This is a genomic window from Vibrio sp. M60_M70, assembly GCF_037162085.1.
Lineage (GTDB): Bacteria > Pseudomonadota > Gammaproteobacteria > Enterobacterales > Vibrionaceae > Vibrio > Vibrio diabolicus.
The window spans coordinates 553,067-568,761 of the sequence record NZ_JARLUL010000002.1 but is presented as its reverse complement, the minus strand read 5'-3'; the positions used below and the strand labels follow the sequence as shown (position 1 = coordinate 568,761).

The 15,695-nt window shown below is 46.8% G+C and carries 9 protein-coding genes and 3 pseudogenes; 9 read left to right on the top strand and 3 right to left on the bottom strand.

Features of this window, described 5'->3' with window-relative positions:
* Positions 1-2: 2 nt before the first annotated feature.
* The 3 genes and pseudogenes from P4S59_RS18320 (at position 3) to tyrS (ending at position 3,123) form a co-directional block, all read left to right on the top strand.
* Positions 3-782 (top strand): hypothetical protein, encoded by a 780-nt coding sequence (locus P4S59_RS18320; RefSeq protein WP_337168820.1) that lies wholly within the window; start codon positions 3-5, stop codon positions 780-782.
* A 193-nt stretch (positions 783-975) separates the two neighbouring features.
* Positions 976-1,781: pseudogene (locus P4S59_RS18315) on the top strand (response regulator transcription factor).
* An 82-nt stretch (positions 1,782-1,863) separates the two neighbouring features.
* Positions 1,864-3,123 (top strand): tyrosine--tRNA ligase, encoded by a 1,260-nt coding sequence (gene tyrS / locus P4S59_RS18310; protein WP_337168819.1) that lies wholly within the window; start codon positions 1,864-1,866, stop codon positions 3,121-3,123.
* A gap of 78 nt (positions 3,124-3,201) precedes the next feature.
* Here the strand turns inward: tyrS and P4S59_RS18305 are convergent, their stop codons facing one another.
* The gene (locus P4S59_RS18305) at positions 3,202-3,561 is read right to left on the bottom strand and encodes a DUF6559 family protein (protein WP_012842376.1); all 360 of its coding nucleotides are present in this window, start codon (positions 3,559-3,561) and stop codon (positions 3,202-3,204) included.
* A 112-nt stretch (positions 3,562-3,673) separates the two neighbouring features.
* Between P4S59_RS18305 and P4S59_RS18300 the strand changes: the two genes are divergently transcribed.
* From P4S59_RS18300 to P4S59_RS18280, 5 genes and pseudogenes are all read left to right on the top strand, one after another.
* Entirely contained in the window at positions 3,674-4,555 is an 882-nt protein-coding gene (locus P4S59_RS18300) for a LysR family transcriptional regulator (RefSeq protein ID WP_005392703.1), read from the top strand.
* A 104-nt stretch (positions 4,556-4,659) separates the two neighbouring features.
* Positions 4,660-5,742, top strand: a complete 1,083-nt coding sequence (locus P4S59_RS18295; protein WP_248379446.1) for an efflux RND transporter periplasmic adaptor subunit — start codon at positions 4,660-4,662, stop codon at positions 5,740-5,742.
* Positions 5,743-5,752: 10 nt separating this feature from the next.
* Positions 5,753-8,815: an efflux RND transporter permease subunit gene (locus P4S59_RS18290; protein WP_337168818.1), complete on the top strand. Its 3,063-nt coding sequence runs from the start codon at positions 5,753-5,755 to the stop codon at positions 8,813-8,815.
* A pseudogene (locus tag P4S59_RS18285) lies at positions 8,812-10,313 on the top strand (efflux transporter outer membrane subunit). The gene P4S59_RS18290 and the pseudogene P4S59_RS18285 overlap by 4 nt, the downstream one beginning before the upstream one ends.
* A gap of 185 nt (positions 10,314-10,498) precedes the next feature.
* Positions 10,499-10,753, top strand: coding sequence for a hypothetical protein (locus tag P4S59_RS18280; RefSeq protein WP_046875806.1), 255 nt, complete (start codon positions 10,499-10,501; stop codon positions 10,751-10,753).
* Between the two features lie 46 nt (positions 10,754-10,799).
* Here P4S59_RS18280 and P4S59_RS18275 read toward each other — a convergent pair.
* Together P4S59_RS18275 and P4S59_RS18270 are read right to left on the bottom strand one after the other, a co-directional pair.
* Positions 10,800-11,432: pseudogene (locus P4S59_RS18275) on the bottom strand (IS4 family transposase); the annotation flags it as partial.
* Positions 11,433-11,554: 122 nt separating this feature from the next.
* On the bottom strand, positions 11,555-13,408 hold the full coding sequence (locus P4S59_RS18270; RefSeq protein ID WP_046876143.1) for an ABC transporter ATP-binding protein: 1,854 nt from the start codon (positions 13,406-13,408) through the stop codon (positions 11,555-11,557).
* Between the two features lie 145 nt (positions 13,409-13,553).
* Here P4S59_RS18270 and P4S59_RS18265 point away from each other — a divergent pair, with 145 nt between their 5' ends.
* On the top strand, positions 13,554-15,659 hold the full coding sequence (locus P4S59_RS18265; protein ID WP_337168817.1) for a TonB-dependent siderophore receptor: 2,106 nt from the start codon (positions 13,554-13,556) through the stop codon (positions 15,657-15,659).
* Positions 15,660-15,695: the final 36 nt, after the last annotated feature.

Sequence of the window (15,695 nt, the reverse complement as noted above, 5' to 3'; positions counted from 1 at the left end):
TGATGAAAAAGTCTATCGCACTCATTACCACATTGATGATCCTAGCCTCTCCCGCTTACGCAGATTGGGATGATATTTCCAACAAAATGTCTGAGCTAGGCGAAGCGGTTTCTGATACTGCGCAAGATGCTTGGGACGATACCAAAGCCTTTTCAAAACAAGCGTGGCAAGATTTCACGAACTGGTCCGAGGAAGCAATCAATACCGCGGGCGAGTGGACAGAAGCTAGTATCGAGAAAAGCAAAGAATGGATAGATGCAGCCGACAAGAAAATTGATGAACTGATGGAAGGCGACACGCCAGAAGAAGCTCGCCAAGCCGTAGACTTAATGGCGGATAGTGCTTTGCTCAAGTTGTTTAATGAAAAGCCGGAGGCCAAAGCCATTTACGACAACGCTTACGGCTACGCGGTCTTTGACTCTCGTAAATTGTCTTTATTGTTTCACACCAACTCAGGGTCAGGAGTCGCAGTGAATAAGGAAACAGAAGAACGCACTTATATGAATATGTTTGGTTTGGGCGTTGCACTTGGGGCTGGCGGCAAATTTTACCAACAAGTGGTTCTGTTTGAGAGCAAAGAAGATTTTGATACGTTCGTCAACGAAGGATGGGAGGCCACAAGTGAAGCCTCTGCTGTAGCTGGCGAAGATTCTGAGCAACTTTCAAAGCAATTTAACAGTGGCGTCGCCGTTTATCAATTGAATGCAAAAGGCTTGCTCATCGATGCCAACGTGTCTGGTTCTAAATATTGGGTTAACGAAGAGCTCACCAACTCGCAGTAACGCATAGCAACTAATCGCTTAAACAGAACGGTTGTTATGCACCCTTATCAATAAGTTAACGCAGCTATGACTCCTCAAAACTGAGTACTTGTGCAACTTTCTCATGGGAAGTCACCAGAAGATGGTGACTTCCCTTTCTCGTTGGATAGCTTTTCGTTATGCTTGCCCAAAACCATCTGCGATTCGGTATCCCATGCCTGACAATAACTTTAATAATCTGCTGGCAGAAGCAATTTCTGCTCTTAATACGCCTAACTTTACTCCTAAGCTTATGCGTGTCATTCGCACTCTTTTTCATTTTGATTGCGCGGTTATTTTAGGTTATCGAGAAGGTAAACATCCTATTTATCTCTACGACTCGATTGAGAACGAGCGAGAATTACTTTTTCAACGCTACCTTACCGATTCATTTCAAAATGACCCTTTTTTCTCAAACTAAACGAGACAAAGCAACAAGGCGTATTTACGCTCAAAGACGTAGCACGCAAAGGCGTTGATTTTACTTCCTACTGCGAACAGTTCTACCATCAGACCGGGTGGAAAGACGAACTGAGCATGCTAGTCGAAGTCGAACCTGGCCGTTGGGTCATGCTGTACTTCGGGTATATGAATGATGGAAAATACTTTTCTCAACAGCAAATCAATAAATTAAAGCCCTACTTCCCGATAATTCAATCGCTTTGTCAGCAGCACTGGAAACAAACGGAGTTTACCTTTTCTGAGCCTGTTTTTGCCCAGAGTGCTTATTCTGGCAGTATGCGATTAGCCATTGAGCAAGCTTTAGCAACATTTGGCGTAGAATCACTCACTCGTCGCGAGCAAGAGGTGGCTTCACTTCTCGCTCAAGGGTTTGACACCAAAGAAATTGCCGCGCGGTTACACTTAGTTCAAGGCACAGTCAAAAATCATCGAAAACGCATTTACTCGCAGTTAAATGTGTCTTCATTGAGTGAGTTATTCCAGCTTTTCCTCAATCACCTTATTCTCCATTCAAGATAAAAAACTGTCCCTTAAGGGATATATAGAGAAAAGGTGTCTCGTTTTAGTCTGAATACAACAACCACTAAGACAGACAAAAAGAATGACGACACCATTACTGCAAGATTTACAAGATCGTGGCTTGATCGCACAAGCCAGCGATTTGGAAGAAATTCAGACACTTCTCTCACAGCCACAAACCGTTTACTGCGGCTTCGATCCTACAGCTGGCAGCTTGCACATCGGCCACCTTGTGCCTTTGATCATGCTTAAGCGCTTTCAAGATGCCGGACACCAAGCTGTTGCCTTGATTGGCGGTGCAACGGGCATGATTGGCGACCCGAGCTTTAAAGCGACCGAGCGCAGCCTGAATTCTTCAGAAATCGTCTCAGGTTGGGTTAACGATCTTTCTAATCAAATTCAGCAGTTGATGAATCACCAACTGACCAAGCCAATGATCATGGTGAACAATGCTGACTGGATGAAAGCGATCAACGTCATCGACTTCTTCCGTGATGTGGGTAAGCACTTCTCGATCAATACCATGATCAACCGAGAATCGGTAAAACAACGCCTGCAACGACCTGACCAAGGTATCTCCTTCACCGAATTTAGCTACGCTCTGCTGCAGTCGTACGATTTTGCCGAGCTAAACCGTCAATACGGTTGCCGTCTGCAAATCGGTGGCAATGACCAATGGGGAAACATCGTCAGCGGGATCGATTTAACTCGTCGCCAAAATGGTGAGCAAGTATTTGGCTTAACTCTGCCGCTGATCACCAAATCCGATGGCACCAAATTTGGCAAAACTGAAGGTGGTGCAGTATGGCTAGATCCTAGCAAAACCTCTCCTTACGCCTTCTACCAGTTCTGGCTTGGCGCAGAAGACGCCGACGTTTACCACTTCTTGCGTTACTACACGTTCTTGAGCTGCGAAGAAATTGCCAGCATTGAAGCGCAAGACCAAGTAAGCCAAGGCAAGCCACAAGCACAATGTATTCTCGCTGAAGAAATGACGCGATTTGTTCATGGCGAAGAAGGTCTAGCCAGTGCCGAACGCATCACGCAAGCTTTATTCAGCGGTAATATGCAACAACTGAGTTTGGGTGAATTAAAACAATTGGAGTTGGATGGTTTACCAAGCATTGAGAGTGCACAACAAGATTTGGTTGAGCTGCTGGTTGAGTCGGGTTTAGCAAGCTCGAAACGTGTTGCGCGCGAACACATCAGCAACAACGCCATCAGTGTAAACGGTGAAAAAGTGTCGGCTGATAACCCGAGTTTAAGCTTCCCACTGTTTGACCAATACTGGTTACTGCAACGCGGTAAAAAGCACTTCTGCCTCGTAAAGCGTACCGCTTAACAAAGCATCGTAGTGACACCTCACAAGGCAAAGTGATATAGCGAGTTAACTGACAAGACTTTATAAGGTTAGCTCGCTCTAGTATCGGCTGTGCATACCAAAATGATGAGACATTCCATCTTCCATTCGGCCGCCTTTCCAGCCACCAGCACCGAATAAATTAAGCACATCTTGAGCGGTATAATCAGCACCAGCAAAGAAGTCATGCGCCACATCAGAGCGGATGGCTTGCAACTCGGGTTGGTTTTCCAAATCAAGTTCTTGCGGATTCGCGTACAACGCCAACGCAATTTTTTGTTGGCACGTGCTTAACTCACTGGTGCTCGTCTTTACCTGACCGACGGAAAAGTACTCACGACTGCCATATCCCACCACCAATCTGGTACTCATTAGCTTAATTACTTTCTTAATGCGGCGACGTTGTATAAATCTCAACATGTTGAAGTCCTTATTTATATTTCGATAATTAATAATAAGTTTTGTATACCACACATCAATACTCTAGAGTGTCAGGGTTTAGCACGGCGCTCAAAGAGTATGGAGTTCAAGAGTGAAAATTGACGATCTAAAACTGTTCACCAAAGTCGTCCAACTTGGCAGCTTTACAGCGGCAGCAAATGCTTTGGATTTACCACGAGCAAATGTTAGCCGACGCATTGGAGAACTGGAACGTTACCTCGGAACGCAACTTTTTCACCGCACCACTCGCAGTCTTTCGCTGACAAACAAAGGCGATGCCTACTACCAAGATCTGCAAAAAGTGCTCACCTTGCTTGATTCGGCAAACCAGCAAGCCAGTAACGAAAGCATCGAAGTCAGAGGCAAAATCAAACTTGGCCTTCTGCCAGAAACCTATGAACCTCTTCAACCCATTTTGTTTGAATTTCAGGATCAATATCCGCAGGTTGAGCTCGACATTCGCAATATCAACAATGGCTTTATTGATATGTTTCAGCAGGGGTTGGACATCGCGCTGCACGGCGGCATGCTGTTTGATTCAGACATTGTCGCCAGAAAGATCTTAACGCTAGACCGATGTGTCGTTGCCTCACCGAACTATCTTCAAACTCACGGCACACCAGCCACATTAGAAGAGTTGAGCGATCATCAGTGCATTTGTTTTCGTTGGCCAAATGGCAATGTCGACAACCTTTGGCATTTTCAGGAACAAAACGTAGCGCTCAAACCGAAACTCATTTCCAACAACATCGGCTTTATCAAAAGCTCCACAGTGCTTGACCGCGGCATTAGTTATATCCCAAAACTGTTGGTAAAAAATGAGCTCGAATCCGGTGCATTGGTGCAAGTATTGTCTCAATATGCCGTCACAGAAGAAACGGGGTGGTTGCTCTACCCTAAGCCGAAAACGCTGAACCAAGCTAGCCGGTTACTTATTGAACACTTGTGCAATAAAATACCAAAACTTTTGTAGTTTACATTTATTGTCATAAATTTTGTGACATTGAATCATGCGTACGCATGATTATCTGAACATCTGTGAATTATAAGATGGCGCCGAAATTATGGAGCCATCTTATGAATCATCAAATCAAAACCGCTGCGCTGAGCACTATCGCGCTCTCTCTACTCGGCTGTAATCAAGCTCAACCCCAGGTTGAGGAGCCAAGCGCATCCAGACCCATTCAAGTGATTGAAGTCAATGAAAGGAATGAAGAACTCAACAAATCATTCAGCGGGATCGTAAAAGCAAAAGAAACCGCCTCACTCTCTTTTCGTGTACCTGGCACCGTGGAAAGCGTGTTCGTAAATAAAGGCAGCGTGGTAGAAAAAGGCCAAGTCATTGCCACGCTGGACAAGCACGATTACCAAGTCTCACTAGAAGAATTACAAGCGCGCATGTTAGAAGCGCAATCAGCACACAAACTCGCGAAAGCCGAGTTAAAGCGCGTAAAACAAGCAACTTCTGATGATGCCATTGCCAGCGTAAACTTAGATCGAGCCATCAGCAGCTACGAACGTAGCGTCTCTGCCGTCAAAGTGGTTGAGAAAAACATCCAACGTGCAAAAGATGCCCTACGTTACACCACTCTACGTGCACCATTCACTGGCATTGTTGCTGACGTTTCTGTTGATCCACATGAACAAACCTTGCCGGGCGGCAGTGTTGTGTCAATTCAGCAAGAAGGCAGCTGGGAAGTCGACATCGACGTGCCGGAAAATATGATTGCGCAATTCGCACTAGGTCAGCCAGCATCGTTGACTTGGTATGATTCGGAGCAATCCTACCGAGCAACCGTTGCAGAAATCGCGCCGAAAAAGCACCTGCTCAAACAAACCTATACCGTCACGCTAGACATCGATTCGATTTCCAGTGCGCTATTCAACGGTAAAGCAGTCACGGTAAATACCGCTCTCAACACCAGCAACTCAAGCCATTGCTTCCCTTATTCTGCAATTTTGGGGGAGAAACAAACTCTGCACGTGAATGTGGTTCGTGATGCGGTTATTCATTCAGAGCCGGTCAATCTTGACTCTATCGACGCATACCAAGCGTGTGTGACCGGAAGTTTTGAGCATGGCGATTATGTGGTGATCAGCGGTAGCCATTATCTGAGCGAGGGCGATGCCGCCCCAAACCTGACTATCAAGACGTTGTAGGTGCGTATCCATGATCAATTTAGCTGAATTCGCGATTCGCCAACGTAAGTTCGTTCTGTTCTTTATCGTATTGAGCGTGATCGCTGGCATCTATTCTTACTTCGACTTAGGCAAGTTAGAAGACCCGAGCTTTACAGTAAAAACTGCGGTAGTCGTGACCCTTTATCCGGGTGCATCTGCCGAAGAAGTCGAGCACCAAGTCACCGATACCGTGGAAACCAAGTTGCAGGAAATGGCAGAGTTGGATCGCTTGCGCTCATTGTCTCGCCCAGGTTTGTCTATGGTCTTTGTTGACCTCAAAGAGAGCCTTAACTCCAAAGCACTTCCGCAGGAATGGGACTTATTGAGACGCAAAGTGGACGATGTAAAACTGCAGCTACCTTCCAGCGCGCAGATCAGCGTAGTACAAGACGAGTTCTCTGAAGTCTACGGTATGCTTTTCTCTATCCACAGCACAGATGCTGCGCCAGAAGAGTTGCGTCGCTACGCCGAAGAGCTGCAACGCCAAATCAAAGCCGTCGACGGCATCAAAAAGATCGAGCTACACGGCGTTCAACCTCGCGTTGTACATATCGATATGCCAGACGAGCGCTTGGCTCAATATGGTTTGTCGATCGCACAAGTTTGGAACCAACTGAGCACACAAAACAGCACGTTCGAAGCGGGAAAATTCGATGCAGGTACAGAGCGTATTCGTATTGCGCAAACCAGTGAGTTTCAGTCTCTAGAAGACATTCGCAATTTAATCATCAATGGTGGCACCGGCGAGTTTGGCTCGGGATTGATTCGTCTTGGTGACATCGCCGATATCACCATGGGTTATCAAACACCAGCATTGGCAGAAAACCGCTACAATGGAGAGCCCGCTGTCACCTTGGCGGTGAGCCCAGTTCAAGGCATTAACGTGGTGTCACTTGGCGATACGATTCAAGACATCATCGCTAACTACCAAGCAACACTGCCGCTGGGTGTCGACATCTCGACCGTTGCTTATCAACCTGAAGAAGTACAAAAGTCTATCGACGACTTTGTTGGCAACCTGCTTGAAAGTGTCGCGATTGTTTTTGTGGTGTTGTTGGTCTTCATGGGTTTTAAGAGTGCGACCATCGTTGGCGCAAGCTTGCTCCTGACGATTTTGCTCACGCTTGTATACATGAACATCGCCAGCATCGATTTGCACCGTGTCTCGCTAGGTACGTTTATTCTCGCACTGGGCATGTTGGTGGATAACGCCATTGTGATCACCGATATGATGATCGCCAAGCTCAACAAAGGTATCGAGCGAACTCGCGCCGCGATTGATTCCGTCAAAGAAACCGCCGTGCCACTTTTAGGCGCAACTGTCATCGCGATTATGGGCGCAAGCCCAGTATTGTTCTCCAAAACCGACTCCGCCGAGTTTGCAAGCTCTGTGTTCTACATTGTGGCATCGTCACTGTTGCTTTCATGGATCGTCGCGATGACGTTTACGGTATTAATGGCGTGGATGTTCATCAAGCCAAAAGCTAACAACGAAGAGACCAAACCGAGCCGTTATAAACAGTTGGTATTCTGGACGGTGGACAACCCGCGTAAAGCATTAGCCGCTTTGGTTCCGTTAATTTTAGTCACCGCCGTGGCAATCCCGTATGTGGCCGTGAACTTTATTCCTCAGTCGGATCGTTCAATTGTGTTTCTCGATTACTGGCTACCAAATGGTGCCAAGATTGAACAAACCTCGGCAGACATGCGCAAAGTTGAAGAATGGTTGGTCGCACAACCAGAAGTGGAAAGTATCTCTAGCTATGTCGGCACCAGTGCACCTCGCTTCTCGGTAACGGTAGAGCCTGAGCCGCTCGACCCTGCCTACGGGCAGATTCTGATCAACACCAAAGACTACGAGAGCATCAGTCACTTGGTAACGCGTGGCGATGATTGGCTGAAAGAGGCGTTTCCGGATGCCGAACCTCGCTTTCGAGCGCTGAAGCTGGCAACCAAAGATAAGTTCGCGGTTGAGGTGCGTTTTTCTGGTCCGGATGAAACCGTATTACATCAACTAGCGGCGGAAGCGAAAACGATTTTTGCTTCAAACCCTGATGCAAAATACATTCGCGATGATTGGCGCCAAGAAAGCAAAGTGCTCAAGCCGATTCTAAACCAAGACAAAATGCGTCAAGCAGGAATTAACCGCGCCGATGTCGCTTTCGCGCTAAAACGCGCATCAGACGGCATGCCGCTCGGACAAATGAACCTGAATGATGAGCTGATTCCAATTCAGTTACGTGGCACATCGCAAAACATGGCGTCACTAGAAACGCTACCTGTGCGCTCGCTACTTGGCTTTAACAGCGTTCCACTTGGTCAAGTGGTGGATGGATTCGAACTGGTCACCGAAGAGAGCATGATTTGGCGACGAGACCGCGTGAAAACCATCACGGTTCAAGCGGGTGTGAGCCGAGACTCCACACCAGCGAATGTAAGAAATGCCATTAAAGATCAGGTTGAAGCTATCCAACTTCCGGCGGGTTACAGCATGGAATGGGGAGGCGAATATTACGATGAAGACAAAGCGGTCACCGACATCATGAAGCAGCAACCAAAAGCAATGCTGATCATGGTGATCATTTTAGTCGCGATGTTCAACGGCTTTAAGCAACCAATCATCATCCTCGCAACGCTACCACTGGCAGCATCAGGGGCTGTGTTTGCTCTGCTTGGATTCGATAAACCATTTGGCTTTATGGCGCTGATCGGAGCTATCACACTAACCGGGATGATCATCAAAAATGGCATCGTACTAATGGATCAAATTGAGCTCGAACGCACAAATGGCAAGAGCTTGTCTGACGCGATCAAAGAAGCCACGGTCAACCGTACTATGGCCATTTCTATGGGTGCGTTAACGACCGCGCTCGGCATGATCCCGCTGCTGTCAGATCTGCTGTTTGACCAAATGGCGGCAACCATCATCGGAGGCTTGGCGGCCGCAACCATATTGTCACTGTTTGTCATGCCGGCACTGTATCGCCTTGCTTATAAAGAAAAAGCACCATCCATACAAACCAACGCTGAGCTAGAGGAGGCGTCATCGTGAAAAAATTCATTCTAACGCCTGTCGTTCTAGCCCTAAGTTTAGCGGGCTGTGCAGTGGGGCCAGACTACCAAGCACCGACCACCAGCATGGCAGAAACCTACTTGAACGCCGAAAATGCAGGGTTGAGTACCGATTCACAACACGTTGAGTTTTGGTGGACTAAGTTTCACGATCCGGTGTTGAATCAAATGGTTCAAGACATGCAGAGCCAAAACATTCCGCTGAAAGTGGCGGCCGAGCGGGTGAAAATGGCCAACAACTATAAAACCATGGTGGAGTCATTCAAGGTGCCGACAATTAGTCTCGGTGCGGGTTACATGAACTATCAGTTCAGTAAAAATGACTCTTCACTCGGTCCGATATTGAATCCACTCAGTGATTCCGTGTCGGGTCTGCCACCTCAAATTGGTAACGTCACCCTAATGGATAATCAGCACGATGGTGTATTTGCAGGCGCGAGTATCGCTTGGGAAGTTGATCTGTTTGGGCGCATTGACCGCCAAGCGAACGCGGCGCATATTCGTCTCGAACAAGCTCAGATTTATCAAAGCGGCTTGAACACAGTGATCACGGCGGATTTGATTCACAACTACTTGCAATACCAAGGTGCAAGCGAGCGCCTTGAGTTGGCAAAGTCGAACTTAGAAGATCAACGACTTACACTCGACCTCGTCGAGAAAGTCGTGCGCAGCGGCTACGGTTCTGATCTCGATTTAGCCCAAGCAAAGGCCACGCTTGCGGCGATGGAATCGCTCGTTCCGCAGTTAGAAATTGCACAACAAGCGCACAAACATCGTTTAGCAGTATTGCTTGGTGAGCCGCTAACGCAAGTCGAAATCCGTCTGTCTAAGCAGCATAGTGTACCTGTCATGCAAGACATGGTGCCGGTCGGTTTACCTTCCGATCTGTTGAAACGTCGTACCGATATCCGCTTAGCAGAGCGCGAAATGGCCGCGCTCAATGAAGAGTTAGCAGCAAGTGTTGCTGATCAATATCCGAAGTTCTTTTTGACAGGCGCTCCGGGGTTGTCGGCGTCAAGCTTTGACGATCTTTTCAGTAGCGATTCTTTCGGTTGGATGGGCGCGGCAGGCGTAAGCTGGAACTTGTTCGATGGGGGGCGTGGGAGGCGATTGAAGCCATCAACCAAGCGCGTTTTGATTCGGCGACATTGTCTTATCAACATACGGTCGAGGCAGCTTTGGCAGAAACCGAATCCTCGCTGTTTGCTTATGGTCGCAGCCAAGAAAATCAGCGCCGAATCGGTGATGCATTGAAAGCCACCAATAACGCCGTCAACAAAGCCAAGTCACTGTACCGAGCAGGCTTGATTGATCACTTATCGGTTTTAGATGCGCAACGTCAGCAACGCATGATGCAAGATCAGCGAGTCGCAGCAAAGTTACAAACCGCACACGCTACGATTGCGCTCTACAAATCGCTTGGTGGTGATTGGACGCTACAACCAGAAGCACAACCCGACACGAATGCCAAAGGTTAGGTTTCTTACAAGCCTCACACCTTTGCATCACAACGGATGCCGTTAAATCGGTTAAAAAGAGGCCACTTAGATGGCCTCTTAGTTTGTGAGGCAAATATTTCTACCACCTATACCCTCTCTCGGTTGTATAATACAGACTCTGAAATATTTTGTTACGTTACCTAGGTAACACCTGAGATTACAACATGAACAACAGCAGATGGGTCGGCTTTATAGGCGGCACGATTGTCTTACTTAGTACCTTTATCCTCTTTGGATCTTCCGTCCACGCTGCTTGGTACCGAATCCCTGCGGAAGCCATTCATGGTATCGCCTTCACTCTGGCTTTTGGTTTAGGGTTAAACAGCCTACTGGCGTACGCGACAGCAATGCTTACTCTCGCAGCGCTATTCTACATAGGTTTTGTTGTTGGCTACCGTATTCACCAGAAACTTAAATAAACTTCTGTCTCAACCTGAGCTTAATAACGGATACTTGATAACTAAAAAGGGAGCAAAAACCTTTGTCGAAGAGCGTTAGGCTTTTATTGGGGGGTCGTCTCTATAAGTTGCTAGGCTAACTTCATTTCGTTCACGGTATAGCAGTCGAATGCACTGCCTGTGATCAAATGACTGCTCAATTCCATCTGACATACCATATGTAACTGTGGATACTGCGTCTCTTGGCCATCCTTGTTCGTGGGCTTAGCAAACGCTTCAGCATTGTCTTTCGAGTCTTCTGCTCGCCATAAAACCCCATCGACGCAGAGTAACCTCACCATTCCAATTCGGCAAGTTAGCCTGAGCGAACCAATGACGCTGCGTACACTCAAAGAGCGCTTTAGCGGCTGATTCTCCGAGAATTTTTTCTTCGCTGTGGTAATGCACTTGGAACAACAAATGGCTTACATGTGCGGTAAGCAATATCGGGCATGTTTACAATATCTGCCATGGATTTATCGTTATAGATAGCCATGCCAACCAGTAACCACAACATCGACTCTAAAATTAGCTTTCGTTTTCTTAGAGTAACGGTGTCAGTCAGCTCATAAGCACTATTGATGAGTTCAATTGGCAGGAGATCTGCGAGAATCTCAACTTGATTTGGTTTGATGATGTTGAGGGCTTGGGAAACGTGCATAAAAATCCGATAAACGTAGTCTATCGGATTTTTACATACAGGAAGAGCGTGCAATTGATCTGCCGATTAATCCGTTACCTGATCGGCATTAGAGCATTTGCCCTCTTTCGTGTAGCGTCATATTAGATGACTTGCAGTTGAGCATCACCTTGCTCAGACAAAAAGCCGCCGGTTTGATGCTTCCACAACTGAGCGTAAACACCACCCAATTGCAGCAGCTCGTGGTGTGAGCCTTGCTCAATGATTTTGCCGTCATCCATCACAATCAAACGATCCATCGCGGCAATCGTTGATAAACGGTGAGCAATTGCAATCACTGTTTTTCCTTCCATCAGAACTTCAAGGTTTTCTTGAATTGCCGACTCCACTTCTGAATCAAGTGCAGACGTTGCTTCGTCCATGATCAAAATTGGTGCGTTTTTCAGCAGCACGCGAGCAATCGCCACACGTTGACGCTGACCGCCAGACAACTTCACGCCGCGTTCACCCACTTCAACGTCATAGCCAACGTTACCTTGCTCGTCTCTTAGAGATTGAATGAAATCATGAGCGTGTGCTTTTTCAGCAGCTGCGATAACGGCATCCATTGAAGCATCTGGATCACCGTAAAGAATGTTTTCCTTAATTGAGCGATGTAGCAAAGAGGTGTCTTGCGTGATCATACCAATGTGTTGGCGCAGCGACTCTTGTTCGACTTGAGAAATATCCTGTCCATCAATACAAATTTTCCCCGTATTTACGTCGTAAAAACGCAGCAACAGGTTAACCAACGTGGATTTGCCTGCCCCTGAACGACCGACAATACCGACTTTTTCGCCCGGTTTGATGGTCAGGTTCAAGTTCTCAAATACCGCCTTTTCATCACTGTAGTTAAAACCTACGTGATCAAAGCAGATCTCACCTTGAGAGATTTGCAGAGGCTTGGCATTTGGTATGTCTTTCACTTCAACGTCGTTTGAAATCGTATTAATACCGTCTACTACCGTACCGATGTTTTCAAACAGTGCGCTAACTTCCCACATGATCCACTTCGACATTCCTTGTACGCGCAACGCAATACTAATGGCAATCGCAATAGCACCAATTGTTACAGCGTGATCTAGCCATAAATAAACCGAAATGGCACTGATAGACATCAGCAGTAAATAGTTGATGGCATCAACACTAAACAGCAAACAAGTCACCATGCGCATTTGGCGGTAAACCGTCACCAAAAATTGCTTCATGCTGCTTTCTGCGTATTCCAACTCTCGCTGTGAATGAGCGAATAATTTTACGGTAGAAATGTTGGTGTAAGAATCGACAATGCGTCCAGTCATTACAGAGCGAGCATCCGCTTGCTCTGTCGCTACTTGTTTCATTTTAGGGATAAAGTAGAACTGGATAACCGCGTACATTCCTATCCAAATCACAATAGGCAACATTAGCAAACCATCGGCTTCGCCCATCATCCAAAGCATCGAAAGAAAATAAACGCTGATATAAACCAGTACATCCACCAACTTCATGACCGTTTCTCGTACCGCTAACGCACTTTGCATCACTTTGGTCGCAACTCGGCCTGCAAAGTCACGTTGGAAAAATCCAACCGCTTGTTTTAGCAAGTAACGGTGAATCAACCAACGGATAGACATCGGGTAGTTACCCAATAACGTTTGGTGCATCACCATTGAGTGGACAAAACCGAGAGCTGGCATCACAACCGCCACTAAGAACAGCATCATTAGCATGCGATCACCCTGATCTTGCCAGAATGTTGCGCGATCCTGATTAGAGAGAATATCGACGAGCTCACCCATATAACGCAACAGCGTCACCTCAGTAATGGCAATAAGCGCACTGAACACAGCCATGACAAGTAAAGGGGCTTCAAAGCCACGAGTGTAAAAGCGACAGAAGCCAAAAAGTGTCTTCGGTGGCTTTTCGGTTTCCATCTGGGGAAAGGGTTGGGTCAGTTTTTCAAACCAATTGAACATAACAACGACTTTAAGTACCGCGAATGAATTTGCGAACGTTTTACTATCTTTTGATACAAAAGTCAGTAAAATACCGAAACAAAAGTTCAAATGATAATAATTACAATTAAGCTTAGCGTTAATCATAATTGTCGGGAATATATTTATGACAAAGAATAACTTACTGACCATCGCGATCCGTAACGCGTTGGTCTGTGCTTTGGCACCAACAGCAGCAGTGGTTGCATTCACAGCACAAGCTCAAGAAGACGTTGTACAAGATGACATTATTGCAATGGAGACCATTACGGTCACCGCGCAAGCACTTAAAGTAGAAACCCCTGCGGCAGAAACGCCGCGCAGCGTATCTATCATTTCTGAAGATGAACTTCGTGTTCGTGCACCGCAAAAATTGGACGAAGCATTACGCTACACGTCTGGTGTAACCGCTCAACCTTATGGCGCAGACAACGACACTGATTGGTTCAAAGTTCGTGGATTTGATGCAGCGACTTACCTAAACGGCAACCGCCTATTCCGCGATGGTTACTACACATGGTTAGTCGAACCTTACGGCCTAGAAAGTGTAGAAATCGTTAAAGGCCCATCAGCTATTCTGTTTGGTGAATCGGCACCAGGCGGTATCGTGAATGCGGTGCAGAAAAAACCAACGTTTACGCCTCAAGGCGAAGTAAAAGTCGAAGTTGGCAACAACCAACACCAATCCGTAGGTTTTGACATTGCTGACGAAGCAAACGACGCAGGCACCGTGCGCTATCGTTTGGTTGGCTTGATGACAAGCCAAGACGGTGAACTGGACGGCACAAATAACGAGCGTTTCTACCTAGCGCCAAGTGTCGAGTTCGACATTTCTGACCGTACAATGCTGACCGTTTTGGCTACTTACCTTCATGATGACGGTGTACCAACTAACCCATTCTTCCCGGCAGCAGGTACTCTGATTGGTTCTAACTTTGGCAAAATCGATCCTTCGACTAACCTTGGTCAGCCAAACTACGATAAATACGAACGCACGCAGTTTTCTCTAGGTTACTTACTAGAGCACGACATCAATGACACGTGGTCATTCTCGCAAAACCTCAACTACGGCTCCAATGAGTTGTACTTGCGCAGCTCTTACGCGTTCTCAAACAACGATCCAGCGAAAGAAGAGTTAACGCAAGGCATCGTATTCCGTGACGGAAAAAACCAGAGCATCACGTTCGATAACAATGCTGTCGGCAACTGGATGACAGACAACGCAGAGCACACAGTGCTTATCGGTATGGATCTGCAATTCCACAAAACCGATGGCGACGAGCAAGACAACTACGCATTTGGCACCATCAATCCGTGGAACCCAGTTTACGGCAACTTCACCCCGCTTGATCCTGCCAACAACGTGAAACGTGAGATTGAGAAATCTCAAGCAAGTCTCTATTCACAATACCAATTGAAACTGCATGAACAGTGGATTGGTAACATCGGTGCTCGTTACGACTGGGTGAAAACAGAAAACTCTGGCAAAGGCGCTACCGTTGATCAAAGTGAATCTCGTGATGATGGTCAGCTCTCTCTAAGTGCGGGTGTGATGTACCTTGCAAACAATGGCCTGTCACCTTACGCAAACTACTCTCAGTCGTTTGAAGTGATCAGCACTATTGATGCGGCAACCAATGAACTATACAAACCGCTAGAAGGCGAACAAGTAGAAGTAGGTGTGAAGTATGAGCCAGGCTTTATGGATGGCTTTATCAACCTTGCATGGTTCGACATTACGCAAAAGAACGCGTTGGTGACTAACCCTTCAACATGGATCGCGACACAAACAGGTGAAGTGACATCTCAAGGTATTGAGCTAGAAAGCACGGCGCAGCTAACCGACGATCTAAAACTGATGGCAAGCTACACCTACACTAAAGCGAAAACAGATGAGAGTTTTGGCCAAGGTAAAAAACAAGCCGCACTTATTCCTGAACACCAAGCTTCAGCATGGGTAGACTACAGCGCCTACAGCCTGATTCCAGGCCTCAATATCGGTACTGGTGTGCGCTACGTAGGTGAATCAAAAGATAACCCTAAGAGCTCGAACCTAACTGTTCCTTCAGTGACTCTTTGGGATGCGTCAATTACTTACGACATCACTTCACAGTGGCAAGCACAGCTAAACGTGAACAACATTCTGGATAAAGAGTTTGTTTCAGGTTGCGATTACTGGTGTTACTACGGCCAGTCTCGCTCTGTCATGCTAAACGCAAACTACCGCTGGTAATTGAACTTCCTACTCCCCTCTCTTGAGGGGAGTTTT

Coding starts and splice junctions, on each gene's coding strand:
- P4S59_RS18320 (WP_337168820.1), top strand. CDS start 3: ATGAAAAAGTCTATCGCACTCATTACCACATTGATGATCCTAGCCTCT.
- tyrS (WP_337168819.1), top strand. CDS start 1,864: ATGACGACACCATTACTGCAAGATTTACAAGATCGTGGCTTGATCGCA.
- P4S59_RS18305 (WP_012842376.1), bottom strand. CDS start 3,561: ATGTTGAGATTTATACAACGTCGCCGCATTAAGAAAGTAATTAAGCTA.
- P4S59_RS18295 (WP_248379446.1), top strand. CDS start 4,660: ATGAATCATCAAATCAAAACCGCTGCGCTGAGCACTATCGCGCTCTCT.
- P4S59_RS18290 (WP_337168818.1), top strand. CDS start 5,753: ATGATCAATTTAGCTGAATTCGCGATTCGCCAACGTAAGTTCGTTCTG.
- P4S59_RS18280 (WP_046875806.1), top strand. CDS start 10,499: ATGAACAACAGCAGATGGGTCGGCTTTATAGGCGGCACGATTGTCTTA.
- P4S59_RS18270 (WP_046876143.1), bottom strand. CDS start 13,408: ATGTTCAATTGGTTTGAAAAACTGACCCAACCCTTTCCCCAGATGGAA.
- P4S59_RS18265 (WP_337168817.1), top strand. CDS start 13,554: ATGACAAAGAATAACTTACTGACCATCGCGATCCGTAACGCGTTGGTC.